This window comes from Streptomyces sp. G-G2 (assembly GCF_030063135.1).
In the GTDB taxonomy this organism is placed as follows: domain Bacteria; phylum Actinomycetota; class Actinomycetes; order Streptomycetales; family Streptomycetaceae; genus Streptomyces.
The window spans coordinates 1-21,702 of record NZ_JASISO010000055.1 but is presented as its reverse complement, the minus strand read 5'-3'; the positions used below and the strand labels follow the sequence as shown (position 1 = coordinate 21,702).

The 21,702-nt window shown below is 71.3% G+C and carries 16 protein-coding genes; 6 read left to right on the top strand and 10 right to left on the bottom strand.

Annotated elements, in window-relative coordinates:
* Positions 1-21: 21 nt before the first annotated feature.
* The 4 genes from QMF80_RS32275 to QMF80_RS32260 all read right to left on the bottom strand — a co-directional run bounded on the left by QMF80_RS32275 (position 22) and on the right by QMF80_RS32260 (position 7,923).
* The gene (locus QMF80_RS32275) at positions 22-945 is read right to left on the bottom strand and encodes an ABC transporter permease (RefSeq protein ID WP_283459775.1); all 924 of its coding nucleotides are present in this window, start codon (positions 943-945) and stop codon (positions 22-24) included.
* A 182-nt stretch (positions 946-1,127) separates the two neighbouring features.
* On the bottom strand, positions 1,128-2,774 hold the full coding sequence (locus QMF80_RS32270) for a peptide ABC transporter substrate-binding protein (protein WP_283459773.1): 1,647 nt from the start codon (positions 2,772-2,774) through the stop codon (positions 1,128-1,130).
* A gap of 418 nt (positions 2,775-3,192) precedes the next feature.
* Positions 3,193-5,091, bottom strand: coding sequence for a translational GTPase TypA (gene typA / locus QMF80_RS32265; RefSeq protein WP_283459770.1), 1,899 nt, complete (start codon positions 5,089-5,091; stop codon positions 3,193-3,195).
* 315 nt (positions 5,092-5,406) lie between these two features.
* On the bottom strand, positions 5,407-7,923 hold the full coding sequence (locus QMF80_RS32260) for an ABC transporter substrate-binding protein (RefSeq protein WP_283459768.1): 2,517 nt from the start codon (positions 7,921-7,923) through the stop codon (positions 5,407-5,409).
* A gap of 363 nt (positions 7,924-8,286) precedes the next feature.
* Between QMF80_RS32260 and QMF80_RS32255 the strand changes: the two genes are divergently transcribed.
* The 6 genes from QMF80_RS32255 to QMF80_RS32230 all read left to right on the top strand — a co-directional run bounded on the left by QMF80_RS32255 (position 8,287) and on the right by QMF80_RS32230 (position 15,106).
* The gene (locus QMF80_RS32255; RefSeq protein ID WP_283459766.1) at positions 8,287-8,508 is read left to right on the top strand and encodes an Rv0250c family protein; all 222 of its coding nucleotides are present in this window, start codon (positions 8,287-8,289) and stop codon (positions 8,506-8,508) included.
* Positions 8,509-8,603: 95 nt separating this feature from the next.
* Positions 8,604-9,425 carry a succinate dehydrogenase subunit SdhC gene (sdhC, locus tag QMF80_RS32250; protein ID WP_283459763.1) on the top strand — a complete coding sequence of 274 codons (822 nt, stop codon included), beginning with the start codon at positions 8,604-8,606 and terminating at the stop codon, positions 9,423-9,425.
* Between the two features lies 1 nt (position 9,426).
* Positions 9,427-11,376 (top strand): fumarate reductase/succinate dehydrogenase flavoprotein subunit, encoded by a 1,950-nt coding sequence (locus tag QMF80_RS32245; protein WP_283459761.1) that lies wholly within the window; start codon positions 9,427-9,429, stop codon positions 11,374-11,376.
* Complete coding sequence (locus tag QMF80_RS32240) at positions 11,373-12,143, top strand: succinate dehydrogenase/fumarate reductase iron-sulfur subunit (RefSeq protein ID WP_283459759.1); 771 nt, start codon at positions 11,373-11,375, stop codon at positions 12,141-12,143. The genes QMF80_RS32245 and QMF80_RS32240 overlap by 4 nt, the downstream gene beginning before the upstream one ends.
* 117 nt (positions 12,144-12,260) lie before the next feature.
* Positions 12,261-14,354: a TPM domain-containing protein gene (locus QMF80_RS32235; protein ID WP_502962966.1), complete on the top strand. Its 2,094-nt coding sequence runs from the start codon at positions 12,261-12,263 to the stop codon at positions 14,352-14,354.
* A 35-nt stretch (positions 14,355-14,389) separates the two neighbouring features.
* On the top strand, positions 14,390-15,106 hold the full coding sequence (locus QMF80_RS32230; RefSeq protein WP_283459757.1) for a PspA/IM30 family protein: 717 nt from the start codon (positions 14,390-14,392) through the stop codon (positions 15,104-15,106).
* Between the two features lie 170 nt (positions 15,107-15,276).
* Here the strand turns inward: QMF80_RS32230 and QMF80_RS32225 are convergent, their stop codons facing one another.
* The 6 genes from QMF80_RS32225 to QMF80_RS32200 all read right to left on the bottom strand — a co-directional run.
* Positions 15,277-17,898, bottom strand: coding sequence for a SpoIIE family protein phosphatase (locus QMF80_RS32225; RefSeq protein WP_502962968.1), 2,622 nt, complete (start codon positions 17,896-17,898; stop codon positions 15,277-15,279).
* Positions 17,899-18,056: 158 nt separating this feature from the next.
* Entirely contained in the window at positions 18,057-18,485 is a 429-nt protein-coding gene (locus tag QMF80_RS32220) for an ATP-binding protein (RefSeq protein WP_283459828.1), read from the bottom strand.
* A 224-nt stretch (positions 18,486-18,709) separates the two neighbouring features.
* Complete coding sequence (locus QMF80_RS32215) at positions 18,710-19,114, bottom strand: (deoxy)nucleoside triphosphate pyrophosphohydrolase (protein ID WP_283459755.1); 405 nt, start codon at positions 19,112-19,114, stop codon at positions 18,710-18,712.
* Positions 19,115-19,140: 26 nt separating this feature from the next.
* The gene (locus QMF80_RS32210) at positions 19,141-19,329 is read right to left on the bottom strand and encodes an SPOR domain-containing protein (RefSeq protein ID WP_283459753.1); all 189 of its coding nucleotides are present in this window, start codon (positions 19,327-19,329) and stop codon (positions 19,141-19,143) included.
* Between the two features lie 381 nt (positions 19,330-19,710).
* Complete coding sequence (locus QMF80_RS32205) at positions 19,711-20,463, bottom strand: GntR family transcriptional regulator (protein ID WP_283459751.1); 753 nt, start codon at positions 20,461-20,463, stop codon at positions 19,711-19,713.
* A 156-nt stretch (positions 20,464-20,619) separates the two neighbouring features.
* The coding region (locus QMF80_RS32200; protein WP_283459749.1) for a DUF4190 domain-containing protein at positions 20,620-21,702 on the bottom strand (1,083 nt) is incomplete at its 5' end.

Sequence of the window (21,702 nt, the reverse complement as noted above, 5' to 3'; positions counted from 1 at the left end):
CCTAGAACGGGCTGCCTGGGATCAGGCGAGGCGGATGCGGGGGTCGAGGACCGCGTACAAGAGGTCGACGATGAGGTTGAGCAGCACGAACACGGCGACGCCGAAGGTCACCACGCCGATGATGATCGGGTTGTTCTGCTGCTGGACCGCCTGCACCAGGGCGAGCCCGATGCCGTCCCAGTTGAAGATCGCCTCGGTGATCAGCGCGCCACCGAGCAGCGAGCCGAAGGAGATGCCCAGGTACGTGACGACCGGGATGATCGAGTTCCGCATGACGTGCTTGACGAGCACGGTCCGGCGCGGCAGGCCCTTGGCGACGGCCGTCTTGACGTAGTCGGCCTTCAGCACCTCCAGCATGGTGCCGCGCATGAGCCGCGCCACGAGCGCGGCGTCGAGGATCGCGAGCACGAAGGCGGGAAGGATCATCGACTTGAACGTGCCGTCCGAGATCAGCGGGACCCATTCGAGCTGGATCACGAAGACCTTCTGGAAGACCATGCCGATCACGAAGGACGGGAAGCCGACGGCCATGGTGGTCAGGAGCGTGATCAGTACGTCCCAGAAGGAGTATCTGAACAGCGCGGCGATCAGGCCGGCGAACAGGCCGATCGCGATGTCGAGAACGATGGCCAGCAGCGCCAGCTCGGCGGTGTTCACGAGCTTCGGCTGGAGGACCTCGGTCACGGGGCGCCGCTGGGTGAAGTCCTCACCGAGGTCGCCCTGTACGAGGTTCGTGACGAAGTGGCCGTACTGGACCGGCAGCGGGTCGTTGAGTCCATAGCGTTCACGGAGCGCTTCGACGACCGCCGGGTCGCGGGCCTTGTCACCGCCGAGCGAACCCACCGGGTCGCCCGGGAGCACGAAGAGACAGCCAAAGAGAATAATCGTCGCACCGAAGAGGACGACCACCATCTGTCCGAGCCGCCGGATCACATATCTGCCCACGATGCCTCCTTCACATACTGAGCGTGGGGGTTGGCGGCATCATCCGATCGGGAGATTGGCCGCATCCGGGCGCGGAACGGGAGAGATGAGGGGTGCGCCCGGGACTGAGCGAAGGCCGTGGAGACCGAAGAAGTTACTTCGACCTCCACAGCCTTCGCCTACCTACTGGTGAAGAAGCACGCCTACTTGGCGGTGATTTCCGCGAGGTTCGGGTCCTCGAAGAAGTCCATGTTCATGTTGGTGAACTTGTCCGTGTTGGCGAGGCGGTACTGCGTGCGCTTCCAGGTCGGGATGAGCGCCTGGTCGTCCTCGACCGCGATCTTCTCGGCCTCCTTGTAGACCGCGGCGCGAGCGGCCGGGTCCTTGGTGGCACGAGCCTTGGTGATCAGGTCGTCGAACTTCGGGTTGTTGTAGCGGCCGCGGTTGTCGCCCTGGGCCTTGCCCGTCGCCGGGTCCTCGTTGATCGAACCGGAGTCGAGCAGCGGGAACAGGAAGTTGTCCGGGGTCGGGTAGTCCGCGCCCCACGCCGAACGCCAGATACCGGCGGTCGCCTTGTCCTGCTGCTGGCTCAGGGCCTCCTTGAACGGCTTGCCGTTCAGCTTGACCTCAAGGCCGAGGACGTCCTTCAGCTGCTGCGCGATGGCCTGGACCCACTCTTCGTGGCCGCCACCGGTGTTGTAGCCGAAGTCCAGGACGGTGCCCGGCTTCAGGTTGCCCTTGGCCGCGTACTCCTTGGCCTTGTCCTTGTCCTGCTTGATGCAGGAGGTGCAGAGGTTGTCCGTGTACGTGTCCGCGAACGACGGCGGGAGCACGGAGGTGGCGGGCTTCTGCATGCCCTGGAAGACGCCCTTGGCGATGGCCTCGCGGTCGATCGCGTAGGAGATGGCCTTGCGCGCGTCCACGTTGTTCATCGGCGCGTTCTGGTTGAAGACGACCAGGTAGTTGATACCCGAGGTGTCGGCTTCGATCCACTGCTTCTTCGCCGAGTACTTGGCCTTGGCGACCGGCAGCTGCGGCGTGGGCATGCGCGCCCAGTCGAAGGTGCCGGACTGGTAGCCCTGGTACTCGAGGGTGGCGGCGTTGGCGGAGTTGAGGATCGAGATCTCGACCTTCGCCAGCTTCGCCTTCTCCATGCCGTAGTCGTCGTTACGGACCATGGTGATGGACTTGTTGTGCTGCCACGAACCCTCCATCTTGAAGGGGCCGTTGCCGATGGGAGCGTCGTTGTACGCCTTGTTGCTGGCGGCGCCGGCGGCCTTCGGAACGGGGCTGAAGGCCGTGTGAACGGTCTTCTTGTCGAACTCGAAGTCAGCCGCGGACAGCTCGACCTTCAGCGTGTTGGCGTCCGGAGCGGTGAGACCGGCGAACTTGTCGCTGGTGCCGCCGTTGAGCTCCTTGTAACCGGCGATTCCGTCCATCGGGTACGCCACGTCGGAGGCGGAGGCCTTCGCGACGGTGCGGGTCCAGCCACGGATGAACGACTCGGCGTCGACCACTTCACCGTTGGTGAACTTGGTGCCGGCCTTGATCTTGAAGGTCCAGGTCTTGCCGTCGTCGCTCGTGGTGAACGACTCGGCCAGAGCCGGCTTCAGCTTGCCGTCCGGGGTGGCGGTGTACAGGCCGGTGAAGAGGTTGTGCGCGACCAGGGCGCCCTCAGACTCCTGCGTGTTAAACGGGTCGATCGCGGTCGGCTCGGTGATACCGAGACGGAACGTACCGCCAGCGGCACCCGCATCGGCCTTCTTGTCCCCGCCACCACCGCAGGCAGTCACGGACAGGGCAATGATTGCCGCACCCGCGACCCACTTGGCGCTCTTGGCACCACGCATGGGTTTCCTCCTCATGAGTCCACTTGTCAGTACAAGACGGGGCACCCGGTCGCACGCTGACACCCCTGACAGCGTTTTCGCGACGAGTTACCCACAGTGTGCTCGTGAGTCGACACTCCCCACAGTGCGTGACCCATTGACCCGAGCTTGTTGCCAACTATTAAGTACAGCGGACCCGTAAACCACACTTAAAGGGTCTCGTTTTGACAACATCAGTACAGGTCAGCAGCCCGATATGCGGACAAAGTGAGCCTAGACAGACACCCGCGAAACGGACGGTTAGTGCGTCTTCCGGAGTGTGACGACCGATATACGGACACCAGAACGAGATAATCCGCTTGACAAAAGCGAACAGCCCCTGCGTTCACGGAGGCCGTGAACGCAGGGGCTGACTCACAAACGATGACGCAGGCGGCAACTACCGCTTGGCGCGCGAAGAGGTACGACCGCGCTCCTTCTGGTCCAGAACGACCTTGCGGATGCGGACGGCCTCCGGGGTCACCTCGACGCATTCGTCGTCGCGGCAGAACTCCAGGGACTGCTCCAGCGACAGGTTGCGCGGGGGCACCACGTTCTCCGTGTTGTCCGCGGAAGCCGCACGCATGTTGGTGAGCTTCTTCTCCTTGGTGATGTTCACGTCCATGTCGTCGGCGCGCGAGTTCTCGCCGATGATCATGCCCTCGTACACCTCGGTGCCGGGGGCGGTGAACAGCACGCCGCGCTCCTGCAGGTTGATCATCGCGAACGGCGTGACCGAACCGGCGCGGTCGGCGACCAGGGAGCCGTTGTTACGGGTCTTCAGCTCGCCGAACCACGGCTCCAGGCCCTCGTGGATCGAGTGCGCGATGCCCGTACCGCGGGTGTTGGTCAGGAACTCCGTACGGAAGCCGATGAGGCCTCGGGACGGGACGACGAACTCCATGCGGACCCAGCCGGAGCCGTGGTTCGACATGTTGTCCATACGGCCCTTGCGGATGCCCATGAGCTGCGTGACCGCGCCCATGTGCTCCTCGGGGACGTCGACCGTCATGCGCTCGACCGGCTCGTGCACCTTGCCGTCGACGACCTGCGTGACGACCTGCGGCTTGCCGATGGTCAGCTCGAAGCCCTCGCGGCGCATCTGCTCGACCAGGATGGCCAGCGCCAGCTCACCGCGGCCCTGCACCTCCCAGGCGTCGGGGCGCTCGGTGTCCAGGACGCGGAGCGAGACGTTACCGATCAGCTCGCGGTCCAGACGGTCCTTGACCTGACGGGCGGTGACCTTGCGGTCCTTGACCACGGACTTGGCGTCCGCGCCCTTGCCGCTGCCGCCGCGGCCGACCATCGGGGAGGTGTTCGTCCCGATGGTCATGGAGATCGCCGGCTCGTCGACCGTGATCAGCGGCAGCGCGATCGGGTTCTCCGGGTCGGCCAGGGTCTCGCCGATCATGATGTCGGGGAAACCGGCGACCGCGCAGATGTCACCCGGGCCCGCCACCTCGGCGGGCTTGCGGGTGAGCGCCTCGGTCATGAGCAGCTCGGTGATGCGGACGTTCGACTGCGAACCGTCGCGCTTGATCCAGGTGACGGTCTGGCCCTTGCGCAGCTCGCCCTGCTCGACGCGGACGAGTGCGATGCGGCCGAGGAAGTTGTCGGCGTCCAGGTTGGTGACGTGGGCCTGGAGCGGCGCGGCCTCGTCGTACTCGGGGGCCGGGACGGTCGACAGGATGGTGGAGAAGAACGGCTCCAGGTTCTCGCTGTCGGCCGGGACGGTGCCGTCCTCCGGCTTGGTCAGCGAGGCCACGCCGTCACGCGCACAGGCGTAGACGATCGGGAACTCGATCTGCTCCTCGGTGGCGTCCAGGTCCAGGAAGAGGTCGTACGTCTCGTTGACGACCTCGTCGATCCGGGAGTCGGGACGGTCGGTCTTGTTGATGCAGAGGATGACCGGCATCTTCGCCTGCAGCGCCTTGCGGAGCACGAAGCGCGTCTGAGGCAGCGGGCCCTCGGAGGCGTCGACGAGGAGGACGACCGCGTCCACCATCGACAGACCGCGCTCGACCTCGCCACCGAAGTCGGCGTGGCCCGGGGTGTCGATGATGTTGATCGTGATCGGCGCGCCACCCTCCTTCGGGTGGTACTTGACGGCCGTGTTCTTCGCGAGAATGGTGATGCCCTTCTCGCGCTCCAGGTCGTTCGAGTCCATCATGCGGTCGTCGAGGTGCTGGTGGGCGGCGAAGGCACCGGCCTGCTTCAGCATGGCGTCGACGAGGGTCGTCTTGCCATGGTCGACGTGGGCGACGATGGCTACATTACGAATGTCGTGGCGCGTGGTCATACTGGCGGCGCTTCTCCCGGAATCGTGGATGGCGTCGCGTACGGTCGGCACGCGCGCCCGCCGGGCGGAAAAACCTGCCACGGCCTTACCCCATCGTACGTGGCGCAGCGGGAACTGCCTGCCGGGGGGTCTGTCAAGAGGCTGGACGACTGAGCGGAACAGCATGCCGGAGCGCCGTGGGCCGGGTCTGGGGTGGGGGGTCCCGGCCGGTGTTCGTGCGGGTCAATGGGTATCTACGACCTTGCCCGCCGGGTCGGCGGCGGGCAAGGGACTTGAGTCACTTCTGAGCTTGTTCACCCGTCCTTGGGGTGCCGGTCAGCTCTTCTTGGCGGTCTTTTCCTTCGCCGCGCCCGCCGGCTTCGCCCAGCCGATGTCCTGGAAGCGGGGGGCGCCGAGACCGAAGGCGCCCGCGTTCATGAGGGAGGGCTTCGCGGCCACCAGTTCGGGGCGCTGGTAGAGCGGGATGGATCCGGCCGCCGCCCAGATGCGGGCGTCCGCCTTGCGCATCAGCTCGCGGGACTGCTCCTCGTCCAACTCGCCGAGCGCCTGGTCGAACAACTGGTCGATGCGGTCGGTGCCGACCCGGGTGTAGTTCTGCTCGACGAGCAGCGAACCGTCGGCCGCGGGCTCCGGCTTGACGAAGATCGGCCGGGCGTCGGTGGCCGGGAAGGCGGTCGCGGGCCACGAGTACAGGGCCAGGTCGTACTGGCCCGAGGCGATGTGGTCCTTGAAGAAGCTCTCGTCGGGGACCTTGGTCAGCTCGGTGCTGACCCCGACCTTCTGGAGCATCTGGGAGATCCGCTCGCCGACCGTGCGCAGGGCCTCCGAGCCGGGGCCGGACGGGAGGACGAAGCGCAGGGTGAGCGGCTTGCCGTCCTTGGCGAGCATCGCGCCGGAGGTGCGGACGGTGTGCTTGGCCGGAGCCGGGGCCGGGCTGGCCTTGCCCTCGGCCTGGTCCTCGGCCGGTGCCATCTCGGCGTCCAGGGCCGGGCTGCGCTTGCCGTCGTCGACGGCGACCGCGGCCTGGGCGGCCCGGGCGGCCTGGGCGAGGAGCGCGGCCTCCTGCTGTTCGGCCAGCGGTACGGCGGCCAGCACCGGGGAGGGCTGCTGAACGCCCGCGGCGAAGCGGTCGGCGTCGACGATCTCGCCGTCGGGGGCGTGGCGGTACTCGCCCTCGGGGACCCCGCCCGCGTGCGGCTCGACGGGCCCCTCGGGCCGGTGGGCGCTCTCGTCGGCGGGCCGGGCCGGGCGGTCGCCGGGGCGCAGGGCCGGGAGCGGGACGGGGCGCAGGGCCGGGTTCAGGGCCGCGGGCGGACGGGCGCCGTTGCGGTCGTCCTGGCCCACGATGTAGAGGCCGTCGTTGCCGGTGCCGTCCCCGTCCGCGGCGGCGCCGGGGGCCGCGGCGGGGGCGGCGGGCTTGGCGGGGGTCTTCCCGTCGTCCTTCTTGTCGCTCTCGGAGCCCGCCTTGGCGCCCTCGGGTTCGGTGAGCTTGCCGCCCTTGCGCCAGCCCGCGTCGGCGAGGAGGGCCTGGGCGGCCTGGGTGTCCTGGCCGCCGAGGGCGTCGCTGTTGTCGACGTACGCGCGCTGCCCGGCCAGGGCCACGTGGCTGCCGACGGGGTGGGCGGGCAGGCCCAGCGGCTTGAGCACGATCTCGGTGAGCGTCTGGCGGTCCAGGGCCCGGGCCACGGCCCGGCGGACCCGCTCGTCGGAGAGGGGACCGGAGGCCCCGTTCATCGCGAGCTGGGTGTAGGCGGGCTCCAGGGACTTGCGCACGGTGAAGGAGCGCAGGGCCTTCTGCTGGTCGGCGTACGCCGACGCGGCCTCGGTGTTCTTCTTGCGCGTCTCCTGCTCGGCCTGGGCCTTGCCCTCGTCGGCGCCGAAGGCGAGCGCCCAGGAGAGCGTGGCCTGGGCGGCGGTCACGGAGGCGCCGGGGCCGTGGGCGGGAGCGCCGCCCCTCGACTGCCCGGCGTCCCGGTGGGCGAGCGCGATGCGGTCGGCGCCGGTGCGGTCGATCTCGGCCAGGTCGAGCTTTCCGGCGGCGAGCGCGGCGGGGCGCTCTGCCCGGGGCACGGCCGTCAGGACGAGGGAGTCGAGCTTGGCGGGCCGGCCCCACCAGCGGGGGTTGCGCGAGAGGGCGACGGTGCCGGCCTTCTTGTCGACGGCGCCGAGGCCGAAGGGGCCCGCGGTGACCTTGAGTGCGCCGCGCGCGCCTTCGTTGAAGGCCTCGGGGCTGCCGGTGACCTGCTTGGGGTAGAGCGGGCTGAAGAGCGAGCGCCAGTCGGTGTAGGTCTTGGCGAAGGTGACCTTGACCTCGAGGTCGTTGGCGCCGCGCTCGATCTTCTCGATCCGGTCGTACCCGGCGTTGCGGGCCGTCCAGTACGCCGAGTCCTTGCCGTTCAGCGCCCGCCACTGGGCCACGAAGTCGGGCGCGCCGATCTCCCGCCCGTCGCTCCACACGGCCTGCTGGTTGAGCTTGTAGAGCACGACCTGCTTGGGTTCGCGCTCGATGACCTCGGCCTTCTCCAGGAAGTCCGGATTGGCGGCGGGCCGCCCCTTTCCGTCCATGACGAAGAGGTGCGGCAGGACCGCCCCGGCGATCCGGCCGGTGGTGGCGTCGGCGTCGGCCTGGAAGGTGTTGAGGGTCTCCGGGAGGGAGTCGACGGCCCAGCGCACCGCACCCCCGTCGGCCACCCGGTCGCGGGTGGCGGCCGAGATGTCCGGACCGGCGGCGGCCGGGCCGCCGTCGTCATCGGCCCCGCAGCCCGCCAGCAGCGGCAGTGCGAGGACTCCCGAGGTCAGGAGCGCCAAGGACCTGCGCCTTCTCTGGGACATGGGTGGTACCTCCGGGGCGGGGCGGGGCTGAGCGGGGCGGGACTTGATCACGTATGGCCGTATATGGAGCTGATCACACCGGTACGAAACCCACTGAAATCGACCGCCCACCGGAGCGTGGGCAGTGGCCCCGCGCCACGCCGCGAACCCCACCCGTGCGGACCAATCCGGAGCGCGGAACGGGGCCGGACTACTCCGTCCGAGGGATGCCGGAGGGGGGCGAGGGGGAGGGCGAGGGGCGCGTGGTTCACGCCCGCGCGCCCGCAATGGCGTCACTTCCCTTCACAAGCGGGGAGGTGAGGCGCGACACTCGCAGGCGCACATGAGCGTTGCCACCGCAACCTGCGGAAGTGAGGGCAAGTCATGTCCCTTCAGGACGATTTGACCGCCGTACGACGCAATCTGAACGAGCTGGTCCGCTCGGTAGAGCGACTGGAGCGCGATGTCGCCCGTCAGGCGTCGGCGGCCCCCGGGGCGCCGGGCGACGGCGCGATCGTGCTCGTCCCGGACACCCCGTACGACAGCTCGCTGTGGACGGACTCCGACGACGAGGGCCTCGGCTCCCGCGACCGCCGGGCCCCCTGAGTCGCACGGCGCACGGCGCGCACTCCCCATCAGGCCCGCCGCCTCCCGGCGGCCGGGTCTCCTGGGCCACCCCTCCACTCCTCCCGGAGTCCCCTTTGGCCACAGGCACGGAACCACCCCGCCCCCTGACCGGCGTGCACGGCGCCTCCCGCGCCGCGATCGCCGCCCGGCACCTGCGCACCGACCGGTGGTGGCTGGCCCCCGCCGGTACCGCGGCCGGGCTGCTCGCCTTCATCGTCTACTCGACCTGGCGGGCCTTCGCCAACGCCGACTACTACGCGGCCCCGTACGTCTCCCCGTTCTACTCCCCGTGCCTCGCGGAGAACTGCCGGGAGATGCGCGGCGGCCCCAACTGGGAGGTCTTCGGCAGCTGGTGGGGCCTCTCCCCCGCCCTGCTGGTGCTGATCTTCCCGCTCGGCTTCCGGCTGACCTGCTACTACTACCGCAAGGCCTACTACCGGGGCTTCTGGGCCTCGCCCCCGGCCTGCGCGGTCGCCGAGCCGCACGCGGCGTACTCGGGCGAGACCCGCTTCCCGCTGGTCCTCCAGAACATGCACCGGTACTTCTTCTACGCGGCGGTCCCGGTCGCGGGCATCCTGACCTACGACACGGTGCTGACCTTCCGCGACGAGCACTACGCCTGGGGCCACATGGGTCTCGGCTCGGTGCTGTTCCTCGCCAACATCGCGCTGATCTGGGCCTACACCCTGTCCTGCCACTCCTGCCGCCACATCATCGGCGGCAAGCTCAAGCACTTCTCCCAGCATCCGGTGCGCTATCGGCTGTGGGGCTGGGTGAGCCGGCTCAACGCCCGCCACATGCAGTTGGCCTGGGCCTCCCTGATCAGCGTCGCGCTCTGCGACTTCTACGTGTACCTGGTGGCCAGCGGCGCCTTCACCGACCCGAGGATCTTCTGAGATGGCTCAAGTGGAACGGCAGCAGTGGGACGTGGTCGTGGTCGGCGCGGGCGGCGCCGGGCTGCGGGCCGCGATCGAGGCCCGCGAGCGGGGCGCCCGTACCGCGGTGATCTGCAAGTCCCTCTTCGGCAAGGCCCACACGGTGATGGCCGAGGGCGGCATCGCCGCCTCCATGGGCAACGTCAACGAGGGCGACAACTGGCAGGTGCACTTCCGCGACACGATGCGCGGGGGCAAGTTCCTGAACCAGTGGCGGATGGCGGAGCTGCACGCCAAGGAGGCGCCCGACCGGGTCTGGGAGCTGGAGACCTGGGGCGCGCTGTTCGACCGCACGCCCGACGGGCGGATCTCCCAGCGCAACTTCGGCGGCCACGAGTACCCGCGGCTCGCGCACGTGGGCGACCGGACCGGCCTGGAGCTGATCCGCACCCTCCAGCAGAAGATCGTCTCCTTGCAGCAGGAGGACTTCAAGGAGACCGGGGACTACGAGTCCCGGCTCAAGGTCTTCCAGGAGTGCACGGTGACCCGGATTTTGAAGGACCACAGCCTGAAGGACCACAGCCTGAAGGACCACAGCCCGAACGACGGGGAGCGGGTCTCGGGGGCCTTCTGCTACGAGCGCGAGTCGGGCCGGTTCTTCGTGCTGGAGGCCCCCGCGGTGGTGCTGGCCACGGGCGGGATCGGGAAGTCCTTCAAGACCACGTCCAACTCCTGGGAGTACACCGGTGACGGCCACGCGCTGGCCCTGCTCGCCGGGGCGCCGCTGCTGAACATGGAGTTCGTGCAGTTCCACCCGACCGGCATGGTCTGGCCGCCGTCGGTGAAGGGGATCCTCGTCACCGAGTCGGTGCGCGGTGACGGCGGGGTGCTGCGCAACAGCGAGGGCACGCGGTTCATGTTCGACTACGTCCCGGACGTCTTCAAGGAGAAGTACGCCGAGTCGGAGGAGGAGGGCGACCGCTGGTACGAGGACCCGGACCACAACCGGCGTCCCCCCGAGCTGCTCCCCCGCGACGAGGTGGCCCGCGCCATCAACTCCGAGGTCAAGGCGGGCCGCGGCTCCCCGCACGGCGGGGTGTTCCTGGACGTGTCCACCCGGATGCCCGCGGAGCGGATCCGGCGCCGCCTGCCCTCCATGTACCACCAGTTCAAGGAGCTGGCGGACGTGGACATCACCGCCGAGCCGATGGAGGTCGGCCCGACCTGCCACTACGTGATGGGCGGCATCGCGGTCGAGTCCGACACCGCGGCCACCATCGGGGTGCCGGGCCTCTTCGCGGCGGGCGAGGTCGCGGGCGGGATGCACGGCTCGAACCGGCTCGGCGGGAACTCCCTGTCCGACCTGCTGGTCTTCGGCAGGCGCGCCGGTCTGCACGCCGCGCGGTACGCCGCCGAGCTGGGCGGAGCCCTGCCCGTGGTCGCGCAGGAGCGGGTCGACGAGGCGGCCGAGGAGGCGCTGGCCCCCTTCCACGCGCAGGAGGGCGCGGAGAACCCGTACACCCTCCACCAGGAGCTCCAGCAGACGATGAACGACCTGGTCGGCATCATCCGGCGGGCGGGCGAGATGGCCGAGGCGCTGGAGCGGCTGGCGGGGCTGCGCGCCCGGGCGGCCCGCGCCGGGGTCGAGGGGCACCGCCAGTTCAACCCGGGCTGGCACCTGGCCCTGGACCTGCGCAACATGCTGCTGGTCAGCGAGTGCGTGGCGCGGGCCGCCCTGGAGCGCACCGAGAGCCGCGGCGGGCACACCCGCGAGGACTGCCCGGCCATGGACCGGGCCTGGCGCCCGGTGAACCTGCTGTGCCGCCCGGTCGCCCCGGCCCCGGCCGATCCGGCCGCCGACCGGATCGCGCTGACCCGGGTCCGTACCGAACCCGTCCGCCCGGACCTGCTCGCGCTCTTCGAGAAGGAAGAGCTGGTCAAGTACCTCGCCGAAGAGGAGCTGTACGAGTGAGTAGCTACGACGCGCGATTCCGGATCTGGCGGGGCGACGCGGAGGGCGGTGAGCTGCGGGACTTCACCGTCGAGGTGAACGAGGGCGAGGTGGTCCTCGACATCGTCCACCGGCTCCAGGCCACCCAGGCCTGCGACCTCGCGGTCCGCTGGAACTGCAAGGCGGGCAAGTGCGGCTCGTGCAGTGCGGAGGTCAACGGGCGACCGCGGCTGATGTGCATGACGCGCATGTCCACCTTCACCCCCGAGGAGACGGTCACGGTGACCCCGCTGCGGGCGTTCCCGGTGGTCCGGGACCTGGTGACGGACGTGTCCTTCAACTACGCGAAGGCGCGGGAGGTCCCGGCCTTCGTACCGCCCGAAGGGGTGGGGCCGGGCGAGTACCGGATGGCGCAGGTGGACGTGGAGCGTTCGCAGGAGTTCCGCAAGTGCATCGAATGCTTCCTGTGCCAGGACACCTGTCACGTGGTGCGCGACCACGAGGAGAACAAGGGCGCCTTCGCGGGGCCGCGGTTCCTGATGCGGGTGGCGGAGCTGGACATGCACCCGCTGGACGCGGCCGCCGAGCAGGGGCTGGACCGCAAGCGCTCGGCCCAGGAGGAGCACGGGCTGGGCTACTGCAACATCACCAAGTGCTGTACGGAGGTCTGCCCCGAGGGCATCAAGATCACGGACAACGCGCTGATCCCGCTGAAGGAGCGGGTGGTTGACCGCGCGTACGACCCGCTGGTCTGGCTGGGCTCGAAGATCGGCCGCCGCAAAGGCTGAGCCCGCGGGACGCGTGGGGGCTGCGGGGCTGCGGGGGCTGCGGGAGCCCGAACCCGCAGCCCCCGGGCGCCCGGTCTCCGGGTGCGCCCCGCGGGATCCCCCCATAACCTCCGAAATGTGATCCCGCCGAGAAGCAGGACCCCGACACGCGCCACCGCCCGGATACCCCTGCGGACCGTGCTGGCCCTGGCCGCCGCGCTCCTGGCGTTCGGCGGCTGGGGCGCGGCCGGGGCCCCGCCCGCGCGGGCCGACGATCCCGTCGCCCTGTCGCGGCGGGGTCAGATCACCGACCGGGTGGGCGCCCTGGGCGACCGGGCGCCGGCCGTCGCGGCCGCCCTCGACACGCTGTACGCCGACCGGCGGATCCAGCTGTTCGTGGCGTACGTACGCGACTTCTCCGGTCGCTCCGCCCAGAGCTGGGCCGACGCCACCGCGCAGCGCAACGGGCTCGGGCAGAACGACGTCCTGCTCGCCGTCGCGACCGGGGCCCGGCAGTACGCGTACTCCGCCGACGTCGACTCCGGTTTCACCAAGGAGCAACTGGCGGCGGTCGCGCGGACCGCCATCGAGCCCGCCCTCAAGGAGAACGACTGGGCGGGCGCGGCGATCGGCGCGGCCGACGGGTACGACGCCGTGCTCGGCGGCCTTCCCGTCCCGGTCCCCGCGATCACCCCCGGAGTCGCGGACCCCGGCGGCGCGGCGGACGGCGGGAGCGGGGCGGGCGACTACGTGCTCCCCGTGATCGCGGTCGGCGCGGCGGGCGCGCTCGGCGTGTTCGCGTACGGCCGCCGCAGGCGCAGGGGCGCCCCCGACCGCGGTACGACGGCCTCGTCCGGCTGGGGCGAGCAGGGCCCGCCGCGGCTCCCGCTGACCGATCTCGACGCCCGGGCCAAGGCCCTGCTGGTGGAGACCGACGACGCGGTCCGCACCAGCACCGAGGAACTCGGCTTCGCCTCCGCCCAGTTCGGCGAGACGGCCGTGGGCCCCTTCACCGAGGCCCTGGCCCACGCCAAGGACGAGCTGACGCACGCCTTCCGGCTGCGCCAGCAGCTCGACGACGCGTTCCCCGAGGACGACGCGACCCGGCGCCGGATGCTGGACGAGATCGTGGCCCGCTGCACCGGGGCCAGCCGCCGCCTGGACGCCGAGTCGGCCGGGTTCGACCAGCTGCGCGCGCTGGAGAAGAACGCCCCGCAGGCGCTGGAGACCGTACAGACGCACTTCCGGGCGTTGACCGGACGTACCTCCACGGCGGAGGCGACGCTGACGGCCCTGGCCGGGCGGTACGCCGACTCCGCGTCCGCGCCCGTGGCCTCCAACGCCGAACAGGCCAAGGACCGGCTGCTGTTCGCGACCACCAGCCTCGGCGAGGCGCGCGCGGCCGTCGACGGCGGGGACAACGGCAAGGCGGCCGTGCACGTACGGGCCGCCGAGAGCTCCGTCGACCAGGCGTCCACGCTGGTGGACGCGGTGGAGCGGCGCGCGCAGGAGCTGGCGGAGGCGGCGGGCAAGCTGACCGGCGCCCTGAACGAGACCGAGACCGACCTCGCGGACGCGCGCGGCCTGCTGACCGGCACCGCGGCGGGCACCTCCACGGCGGACCTGCGGGGCCGGATCGGCCGGGCGGAGTCCGTCCTGGCCGACGTACGGGAGGAACAGGGCGCGGGCCGGTACGACCCGATCGACGCCCTGCGCCGGATCGAGGAGGCCGACGCCGCCCTCGACGACGCGCTCGCGGGAGCCCGGGAGCGCGAGACCGGCCGCCAGCGCGCGGCCGCCCTGCTGGACCAGGCCCTGCTCTCGGCCCGCAGCGCGATCGGCGCGGCGGCGGACTACGTCACCACGAGCCGCGGGGCGGTCGGCAGCCAGGCCCGCACCCGGCTCGCGGAGGCGCAGCGGCACCTGGAGCGGTCGGTGGCGGTGACGGGCTCGGACCCGGCGGCCGCGCTGGCGGAGGCGCAGCAGGCGGATTCCCTGGCCCGGCAGGCGCAGCAGCTGGCGGAGGCGGACGTACGGGCCTACCAGGACCCGTATGGCGGTGGCCGCCCGCAGCAGGGCGGCATGGGCGGGGCGGTGCTCGGCGGGATCATCCTCGGCGAGATCCTCGGCGGCGGCCGGGGCGGGGGCCGCGGCGGGGGCGGGGGGCGCGGCCCGGGCTCGTACGGCGGCGGGGGCACCCGTGGCCGGATGGGCGGCGGCGGCCGTTTCTGACGTCACCCGTTCTTCCTCACAAGGAGCAGGCACCCATGAGCAAGCAGACCGTCCTCGGCCGCGTCACCCAGCTCGCGAAGGCCAACGTCAACGCGCTGCTGGACCAGGCGGAGGACCCCCAGAAGATGCTGGACCAGCTGATCCGGGACTACTCGAACAACATCTCGGAGGCGGAGCAGGCGGTCGCGACCACCATCGGCAACCTGCGGATGCTGGAGGCCGACCACACGGAGGACGTGGACGCGGCCGCCGAGTGGGGCGGCAAGGCCCTCGCGGCGAGCCGGAAGGCCGATGAGCTGCGGGCGGCGGGCAGCGTGGCCGACGCCGACACGTTCGACAACCTGGCGAAGGTCGCGCTGGGCCGCCAGATGCAGTCGGAGAAGGAGGCGAAGACGGCGGAGCCGACGATCGCCGCGCAGACGGAGGTCGTGGACAAGCTCACGTCCGGGCTGACGTCGATGAAGTCGAAGCTGACGGAGCTCCAGGCGAAGCGGGACGAGCTGGTGGCGCGCGCGAGGACGGCGCAGGCGCAGAACACGATGATGGACGCGGTGAAGAACATCGACGTGATGGACCCGACGAGCGACCTGAACCGCTTCGAGGACAAGGTCCGGCGCGAGGAGGCGATGGCCCTGGGCAAGCAGGAACTGGCCGCGTCCACCCTGGACGCCCAGTTCGAGGCCCTGGACGACCTCGGCAAGACCTCGGAGATCGAGGCCCGCCTGGCCGCCCTGAAGGCGGGCTCGGCCTGAACCCTCCGGGGGCGCCGACGGGAGCGTGCCCGGCCGCCGGCGTTCGGGACGCGGGGTGCGGGGCGGGGTTCGGGACCCGGGGTGCGGGGCGGGGTTCGGGGCGCGGGACGCGGGGTGCGGGGCGGAGCCCCGGAAGCGGCGGCCCCCCGGCCCGGCCCCGCCCGGCCGGCCTAGCCGTACAGGCTCAGGAGCTGCTCCGCCGACAGTTCGGTGGCTCCCTGCCCCACCACCCCCGGCAACGGCAGCTCGAACCACACCGTCTTCCCCCGGTGGGTGCGCCGCGTCCCCCACCCGGCCGAGAGCAGCCCGACCAGCTGGAGCCCGCGCCCGCCCTCGTCCGTGTCCCGGGCCCGCCGCCGCCTCGGCTGTGCCAGGTTCGCGTCCCAGACTTCGCACACCAGGGTCCGGTCCAGCAGCAGCCGCAGCCGGATCTCGCCCTCCCCGTACCGCAGCGCGTTCGTGACCAGCTCGCTCACCAGCAGTTCCGTGGTGTCGAGCAGGCCCTCCAGCCCCCACGCGGGCAGCTTCGCCCGGGCCAGTTCCCGCGCCCGGCCCACCGAGCGGGCCTCGCGCGGCAGTTGCCAGTCGCCGACGGCGTCCAGCGGCAGGCCCTGGACCCGGGCCATCAGCAGCGCGATGTCGTCCTCGCCGTGCCGGGTGTCGAGCGTGGTCAGGACGTGGTCGCAGACGTCCTCCAGCGGCCGGACGGGATCCGCCAGAGCCTCCCGCAGTCCGCGCAGCCCCTCCTCCAGCGGGTGGTCGCGGGATTCGACGAGGCCGTCGGTGTAGAGGGCGAGCAGGGCCCCCTCGGGCAGTTCCACCTCGACCTCCTCGAAGGGTTCGCCGCCCACCCCGAGCGGCATCCCCGTCGGCACCTCCAGCAGGAGCGCGGGCCGGGGCGGCCCCCCGGGTTCGGCGGGTTCGACCAGGACGGGCGGCATGTGGCCCGCGTTGGCGATGGTGCAGCGCCTGGTCACCGGGTCGTAGACGGCGTAGACGCAGGTGGCGAGGTACACCTCGGACAGGTCGGCGTCCCGGGACTGCAGGGCGGCCCGCGAGGCCTGCTGGGAGCCGCCGGGGGTGCCGAGGCCGCGGGCGACCTCGTCCAGGGCCGTGAGCACTTCCGCCGGTTCCAGGTCCAGCAGGGCCAGGGTCCTTACGGCGGTGCGCAGTTCGCCCATCGCGACGGCGGCCCGCAGGCCGCGGCCCATGACGTCGCCGACGACGAGCGCGGTGCGGTGACCGGGCAGCTCGATGACGTCGAACCAGTCGCCGCCGACCTCGGTCGCCGCGTTGCCGGGCAGGTAGCGGCAGGCGATGTCGAGGCCCGCGGCGGCGGGGTCGCCGGGGGGCAGCAGGCTGCGCTGGAGGATCAGCGCGCGTTCGTGTTCGCGCCGGTAGAGCCGCGCGTTGTCGATGCACACGGCGGCCCGCGCGGCGAGTTCGACGGCGACGGCGCGGTCGCGTTCGCCGAAGGGCTCGCTGCCCTTCGTACGGGAGAACTGGGCCAGCCCGACCACCGTGTCGTGCGCGACGAGCGGGACGACGAGGGTGGACTGGACGAGGTCGTCCGGTCCGTTCCCGTCGAGCAGCCGGGTCCGGGCGGTCCGCAGGGCGAGGGTGCCGGGCGAGCCGGCCGGATAGCTGTGCACCTCCCCTACGGCGACCAGCGCGCCGGGACCGGGCCCGGACAGCGGGGCGTCGGAGACCGCGGAGGCGAAGGCGACCCGGCGCAGCGGGGCGGAGGGAGCGCGCCCGGGGCCGCCCCCGGGGAGCGAGGGGACCCCGGGGCCGTGCGGCCGGGCGGGGCGGTCGCGGTCGTCGTCGCCGAGCAGGAGGCCTTGGTAGAGGTCGACGGCGGCCAGGTCGCAGAAGCCGGGGACGGTGACGTCGAGGAGTTCGCGGGCGGTGGTCTCCAGGTCGAGGGAGTTCCCGATCCGGTGGCCCGCTTCGTTGAGGAGGGCGAGGTTGCGGCGTACGCCCGCGGCCTCACGGGCGGCCAGGTGACGGCGGGTGACATCGGTGCCGAGGCCCGCGACGCCGATGGGCTGCCCGGTGCCTCCGTGGACCCGGTAGAGGTTGATGGACCAGTGGCGGTGCTCCCGGCTGCCGGGGGCGGCGCCGGTGATCCGGAGGTCGGTGACGGAGTCCCCGGTCTCCAGGACGCGGCTCAGGGCGGCGGCCATCCGGTCGGCCTCGTGCGGCGGCAGGTAGTCGTGGACGGTGCGGCCGCGGTGCTCCTCGGCGTCGCCGCCGAAGACGGTGGCGAAGCGGCGGTTGGCGCGCTGCACGGTGAGGTCCGTACCAAAGAGCAGGAAGCCGAACGGAGATTGGCCGAATATCGCCTGGGAGGCCGCGAGATCGGATTCGATCCGGCGCAGCGCGCGTACGTCGACCACGACGCACAGCGCGGCCCGCTCGGCGGTCGCGGTCTCGGTCGGCATCACATAGATCTCAGCCACCCCGTGCGCACCGTCCCCGTCAGGGATGCGGAAGGGGATCAGGCCGGTCCATTCCTTGCCGTCGAGGATCTCGGCGACCCTCCGGTGCGCGCCCGCGCGCAGCTCCGGGGGCATGAAGGCGTCCACCGGGTCGCGTCCCGCCGCTTCGGCGGCGGTCAGCCCGAAGAGTTCCTCGGCGCGCAGACTCCACTGGTCGATCAGGCCGTCGGGCCCGATCGAGAAGGATGCGACCTTTATGTAGTCATATATCGAGCCAGGCGGGCTGCTGTGCCACAGGGAGTCGTGCCATGCCTCCCTCGGCACAGGGGCCTGATGTGCCTGCGCAGGTATTTCGCTCACGCGACCGTCCCCTCCAGCTCACTGCAACCGGACCGGCCATGACCGCAGTATTCAGCACCACGGGCACGCTCGGCACGGCGTTCACGATCACAGCACGGTCTCGTTCATTTCAAGCCACGCAAGGTGATCGTCAGAGACCCTTCACCTTGTTACTCACCAGGCAGGGCCAATTCGAACCACACTGTCTTGCCCGACTTCCCGTGCCGGGTCCCCCAGCGCTGGGCCGAAACCGCCACCAGGTGCAGGCCGCGGCCGCCCTCGTCGTCGGGGGCGGCGACGCGCTCACGGGGTGGATCCGGAAGCGGATCGGAAACCTCCACGAGAAGCGCCGGGCCCCGGGAGGAATTCCCGGTGGCGGGATCATGCCGTACCAATCGGACCCCGATCGGGCCGGAAGCGTACCGCAGGGAGTTGGTGACCAGCTCGCTGACCAGGAGGACGGTCACGTCACCGACGGAGTCCAGACCCCAGGAACGCAGCTTTCCGCGTACGGCGTGACGGGCCGTGCGGACGGCGCCGGGCTCTGCGGGAAAGTCCCATTCGGCACACTCACCGTCTGTGTCGATCACGTCGATCACTTCCCGGGCCAGCAGCGGACCCCAGTCCGGTTCGTCAGCGACGAGGAGGGACGAGATAGGGACTAATAGCGACATACCCGATAATTGCGGCGCCGTACCATCAGACCCTCAGGCACCGGCGCACTGTGGTGCACCTGGCCTACGCCGTGAGCCGTACGCGCCCCCCGGCGCTCCCGGTGCTCCCGCCCCGACCGCCCCCGACCGCCCCGACAGGCAGCGGAGACCTAGCGGGCGACGGCCGCGCGCAGACGGCGGCCCGCCTCGGCGACCGCCGGGCGGTCCTGGTCGAGCCAGTCGACCGAATCCAGCTCGTCCGGGCCGAGCCAGCGCAGCTCGTCGTGGTCCTCCAGGGGCGCGGGCTCACCGGAGAGCAGTCGCGCGGTCCACACGTGCAGGACCAGGCCGGGCTTCAGCGCCCACTCGCCCGGGATCCGCTCCAGGGCCTCGCTCTCCACGCCCAGTTCCTCGCGGAGTTCCCGCACCAGGGCCTCGGGGACGGTTTCACCCGGTTCGGCCTTGCCGCCCGGAAGTTCCCAGCGGCCCGCCAGCTCGGGCGGCGCACTGCGCCGGGCGGCCAGCAGGCGCCCGTCATGACAAAGGGCTCCGCCCACGACCACGCGTTCAGTCATGGACGGAGCCTATGCCACGCCCGTGTTCAGTTCATCGTGGTGGCGTTCTGACCGATCCGCTCGACCCAGTAGAGCTGCTTGTGTCCTCGGTCGTCGAGGCTGTCGACGACCTTCTGGGCCTCGGCGCGGGTGGGGTAGCGGCCCACCCGGTAGCGGTTGCCGTTGTCGTCCTGCCGTATGACCAGCCATGGGAGCAGGGCACCGCTGTCGTTCATCGCGCTTCACCCTCCGCCGATGTACCCGCCCAGGAAACCGCATTGCGCATATGCCCGAGCTTACGCCCGACCTTTACTCAGCGGATACGGTTTTTCACGAAGAGGTACCTCGGAGGCGTATGCATCCGGCCATGCGTACGAGTGAGCCGCGCACGCCGGTTCAGGCCAGGTGCGCGGCGGTCATCGGCGGCGGCATCGGCGGTGTCATCGCCGCGCGGGGAATCGCCGCGCGGGGAACGGCGGCGCGGGGAACGGCGGCACCAGGCCGGCCAGTCGGAGGGGGAGGGGCCGGGCCCCGCGCGTGACGGGCCGTCACCTTCCGGCGCCGCCCGCGGGTTGCACCGCAGCCCTCCGCCTCACCGCGGCGTCACGCCGCCCGGGTCAGCGGACCGGCAGGTGATAGGCGAGGCGGTAGCGGTCGGCCGGGACCACCACGTCGGCGGTCTCCACCGCCCGACCCGAGGCGAAGTACGTCCGCCCGATCACCAGCACCACGTGCCCCGGCACCCCGCCCAGCGCGAGGATCTCCTCCGCCAGCCCCGGCCGCGCACCGACCTCCTCCACCACGTTGTCCACGACGACGTCGATGGCGGCCATCCGCTCCACCACCCCGCTCCCGCCCAGCGGCCCCTCCTCCGGCAGCATCACCGGCGTCCGGCCCGTCACGGCCAGGGGCTCCCACGAGGTGGACAGCATCATCGCCTCACCCGCGTCGCGGAACACGTAGCGCGTGCGCATCACCCGGTCCCCCGCCTCGATCCCCAGGCGCCCCGCGACCTCGGCCGGGGCCTCGGTCTGCTCGCTGCTGGATTCCCAGGTGCCGCGGGTACCCGTGTCCGACTGCTCCTGCCGGAACGGGGTGGAGGCACCCGCCGTGCGGTAGCCGGCCCGGGCGACCCGGCGCGGCACCGGCTGTTCGCGGACGTACGTCCCTGAGCCGGACCGGCCCTCGACCAGGCCCTCGGCCATCAGGACCTTGCGGGCCTCCAGGGCGACCGTGTCGGAGACGCCGTACTCCTCGCGGATACGGGCCTGCGAGGGGAGCCGCGCGTGCGGGGGCAGGGACCCATCGACGATCTTCCGTCGCAGATCCCCGGCGACGCGAAGATAGGCCGGCTGCTCACCGAAAGTCACTAGCCACTCCCATCAGGTTGACAGACAGCTACAGCCTGGCAACCTACGGTTGTACATCGCAAGCAAGGGCCAGAGTTTCACTCGAAGTGATGAAGCCAGGTCACTCGATTCCGTTACCGTGCGTTACACCACTGACCCCGCGCTCGGCCCCGCCGACTACACCGCCTGCGAGCCGGAGCCTTCCCCGTCCAGCCAGCCCGAGTCCGATCCGTCCGAATCCTCCAGCCACGACGGCACCCTCGTCGCCAGCCCCAGCGCCCCGCGCAGCTTGCGCTCCGTCTCGACCGAGGTCGCCCCCACCGCCCGGCTCCAGGCCGCGCGGAACTCCTCCGGCCGCTGCGCCCGCGCCGCCGTCTGCCACTCCTTGCGGGCCGCCTCGACCTCGCGCAGCAGTGCCTCGGCCGGAGCCTCCGCCTCGGAGGTCCTCAGCGCCGCCGCCTCGCCGCCCATCGCCGCCTCCACCTTCACGGCCCAGGCCCGGTACTCGGTCAGCGAGGTCTTCAGGTCGGTCACCGGCGCCGCGGTCAGCGCCGAGTCCAGCCGGTTCGCCGCGCTCAGGAAGGACACCTGCCCGGCCGTCAGCATCGTCGCGTCCCGCTTGAGGCTGCCCCGCTGCTCGTCCTCGGTGGTGCCGAGCACGCACAGCACGCTGCGCCTGCCCTCGGCCCACTCGTCGCCGGAGGGAGCGAAGAAGTACATCTCCGCGAAGTCCGGCAGCGCCCACGTGTCCATCGCGTACGCGTCCTGCGCCTGCCAGCACCGCTCCTCCGCCCGCGAGGCCAGCGCGTCGTCGCCCGGGAACGCTCCGGGGTCCGCGAGGTAGGAAGCCGTCACCTCGCCGTGGTGCGGCCGGACGCACGGCACCTCGAAGACGAGGGGCGCGTCGGCGAGCAGGTCACCGCCCGGCACGTTGAAGCAGTCGCCCGGCCGGACGTCCTCCAGGCCCACCGCGTCGCCCTCGACCTCCTCGTCCGCGGCGCCCGCACGGCCCGTACCGGCCGCGCCCCGGTCGTCCAGGCTCGCCAGCCGCTCGCGCACCGGTTCCACCAGCCGGTCGGCGGCGAACACCAGCACACCGGACACCAGCACCGACACCAGCAGGCCGACGATCGCGAGGGTCCGGCCCCGCTCCTTCCTCGCCCCGATCTGCACCAGGGCCACGATCGCGAAGACCACCCCGAGCGGCGGGAAGCAGAGCAGCCCGACCAGCAAGGAGGCCAGCGCGAACCCGTTGAGGGG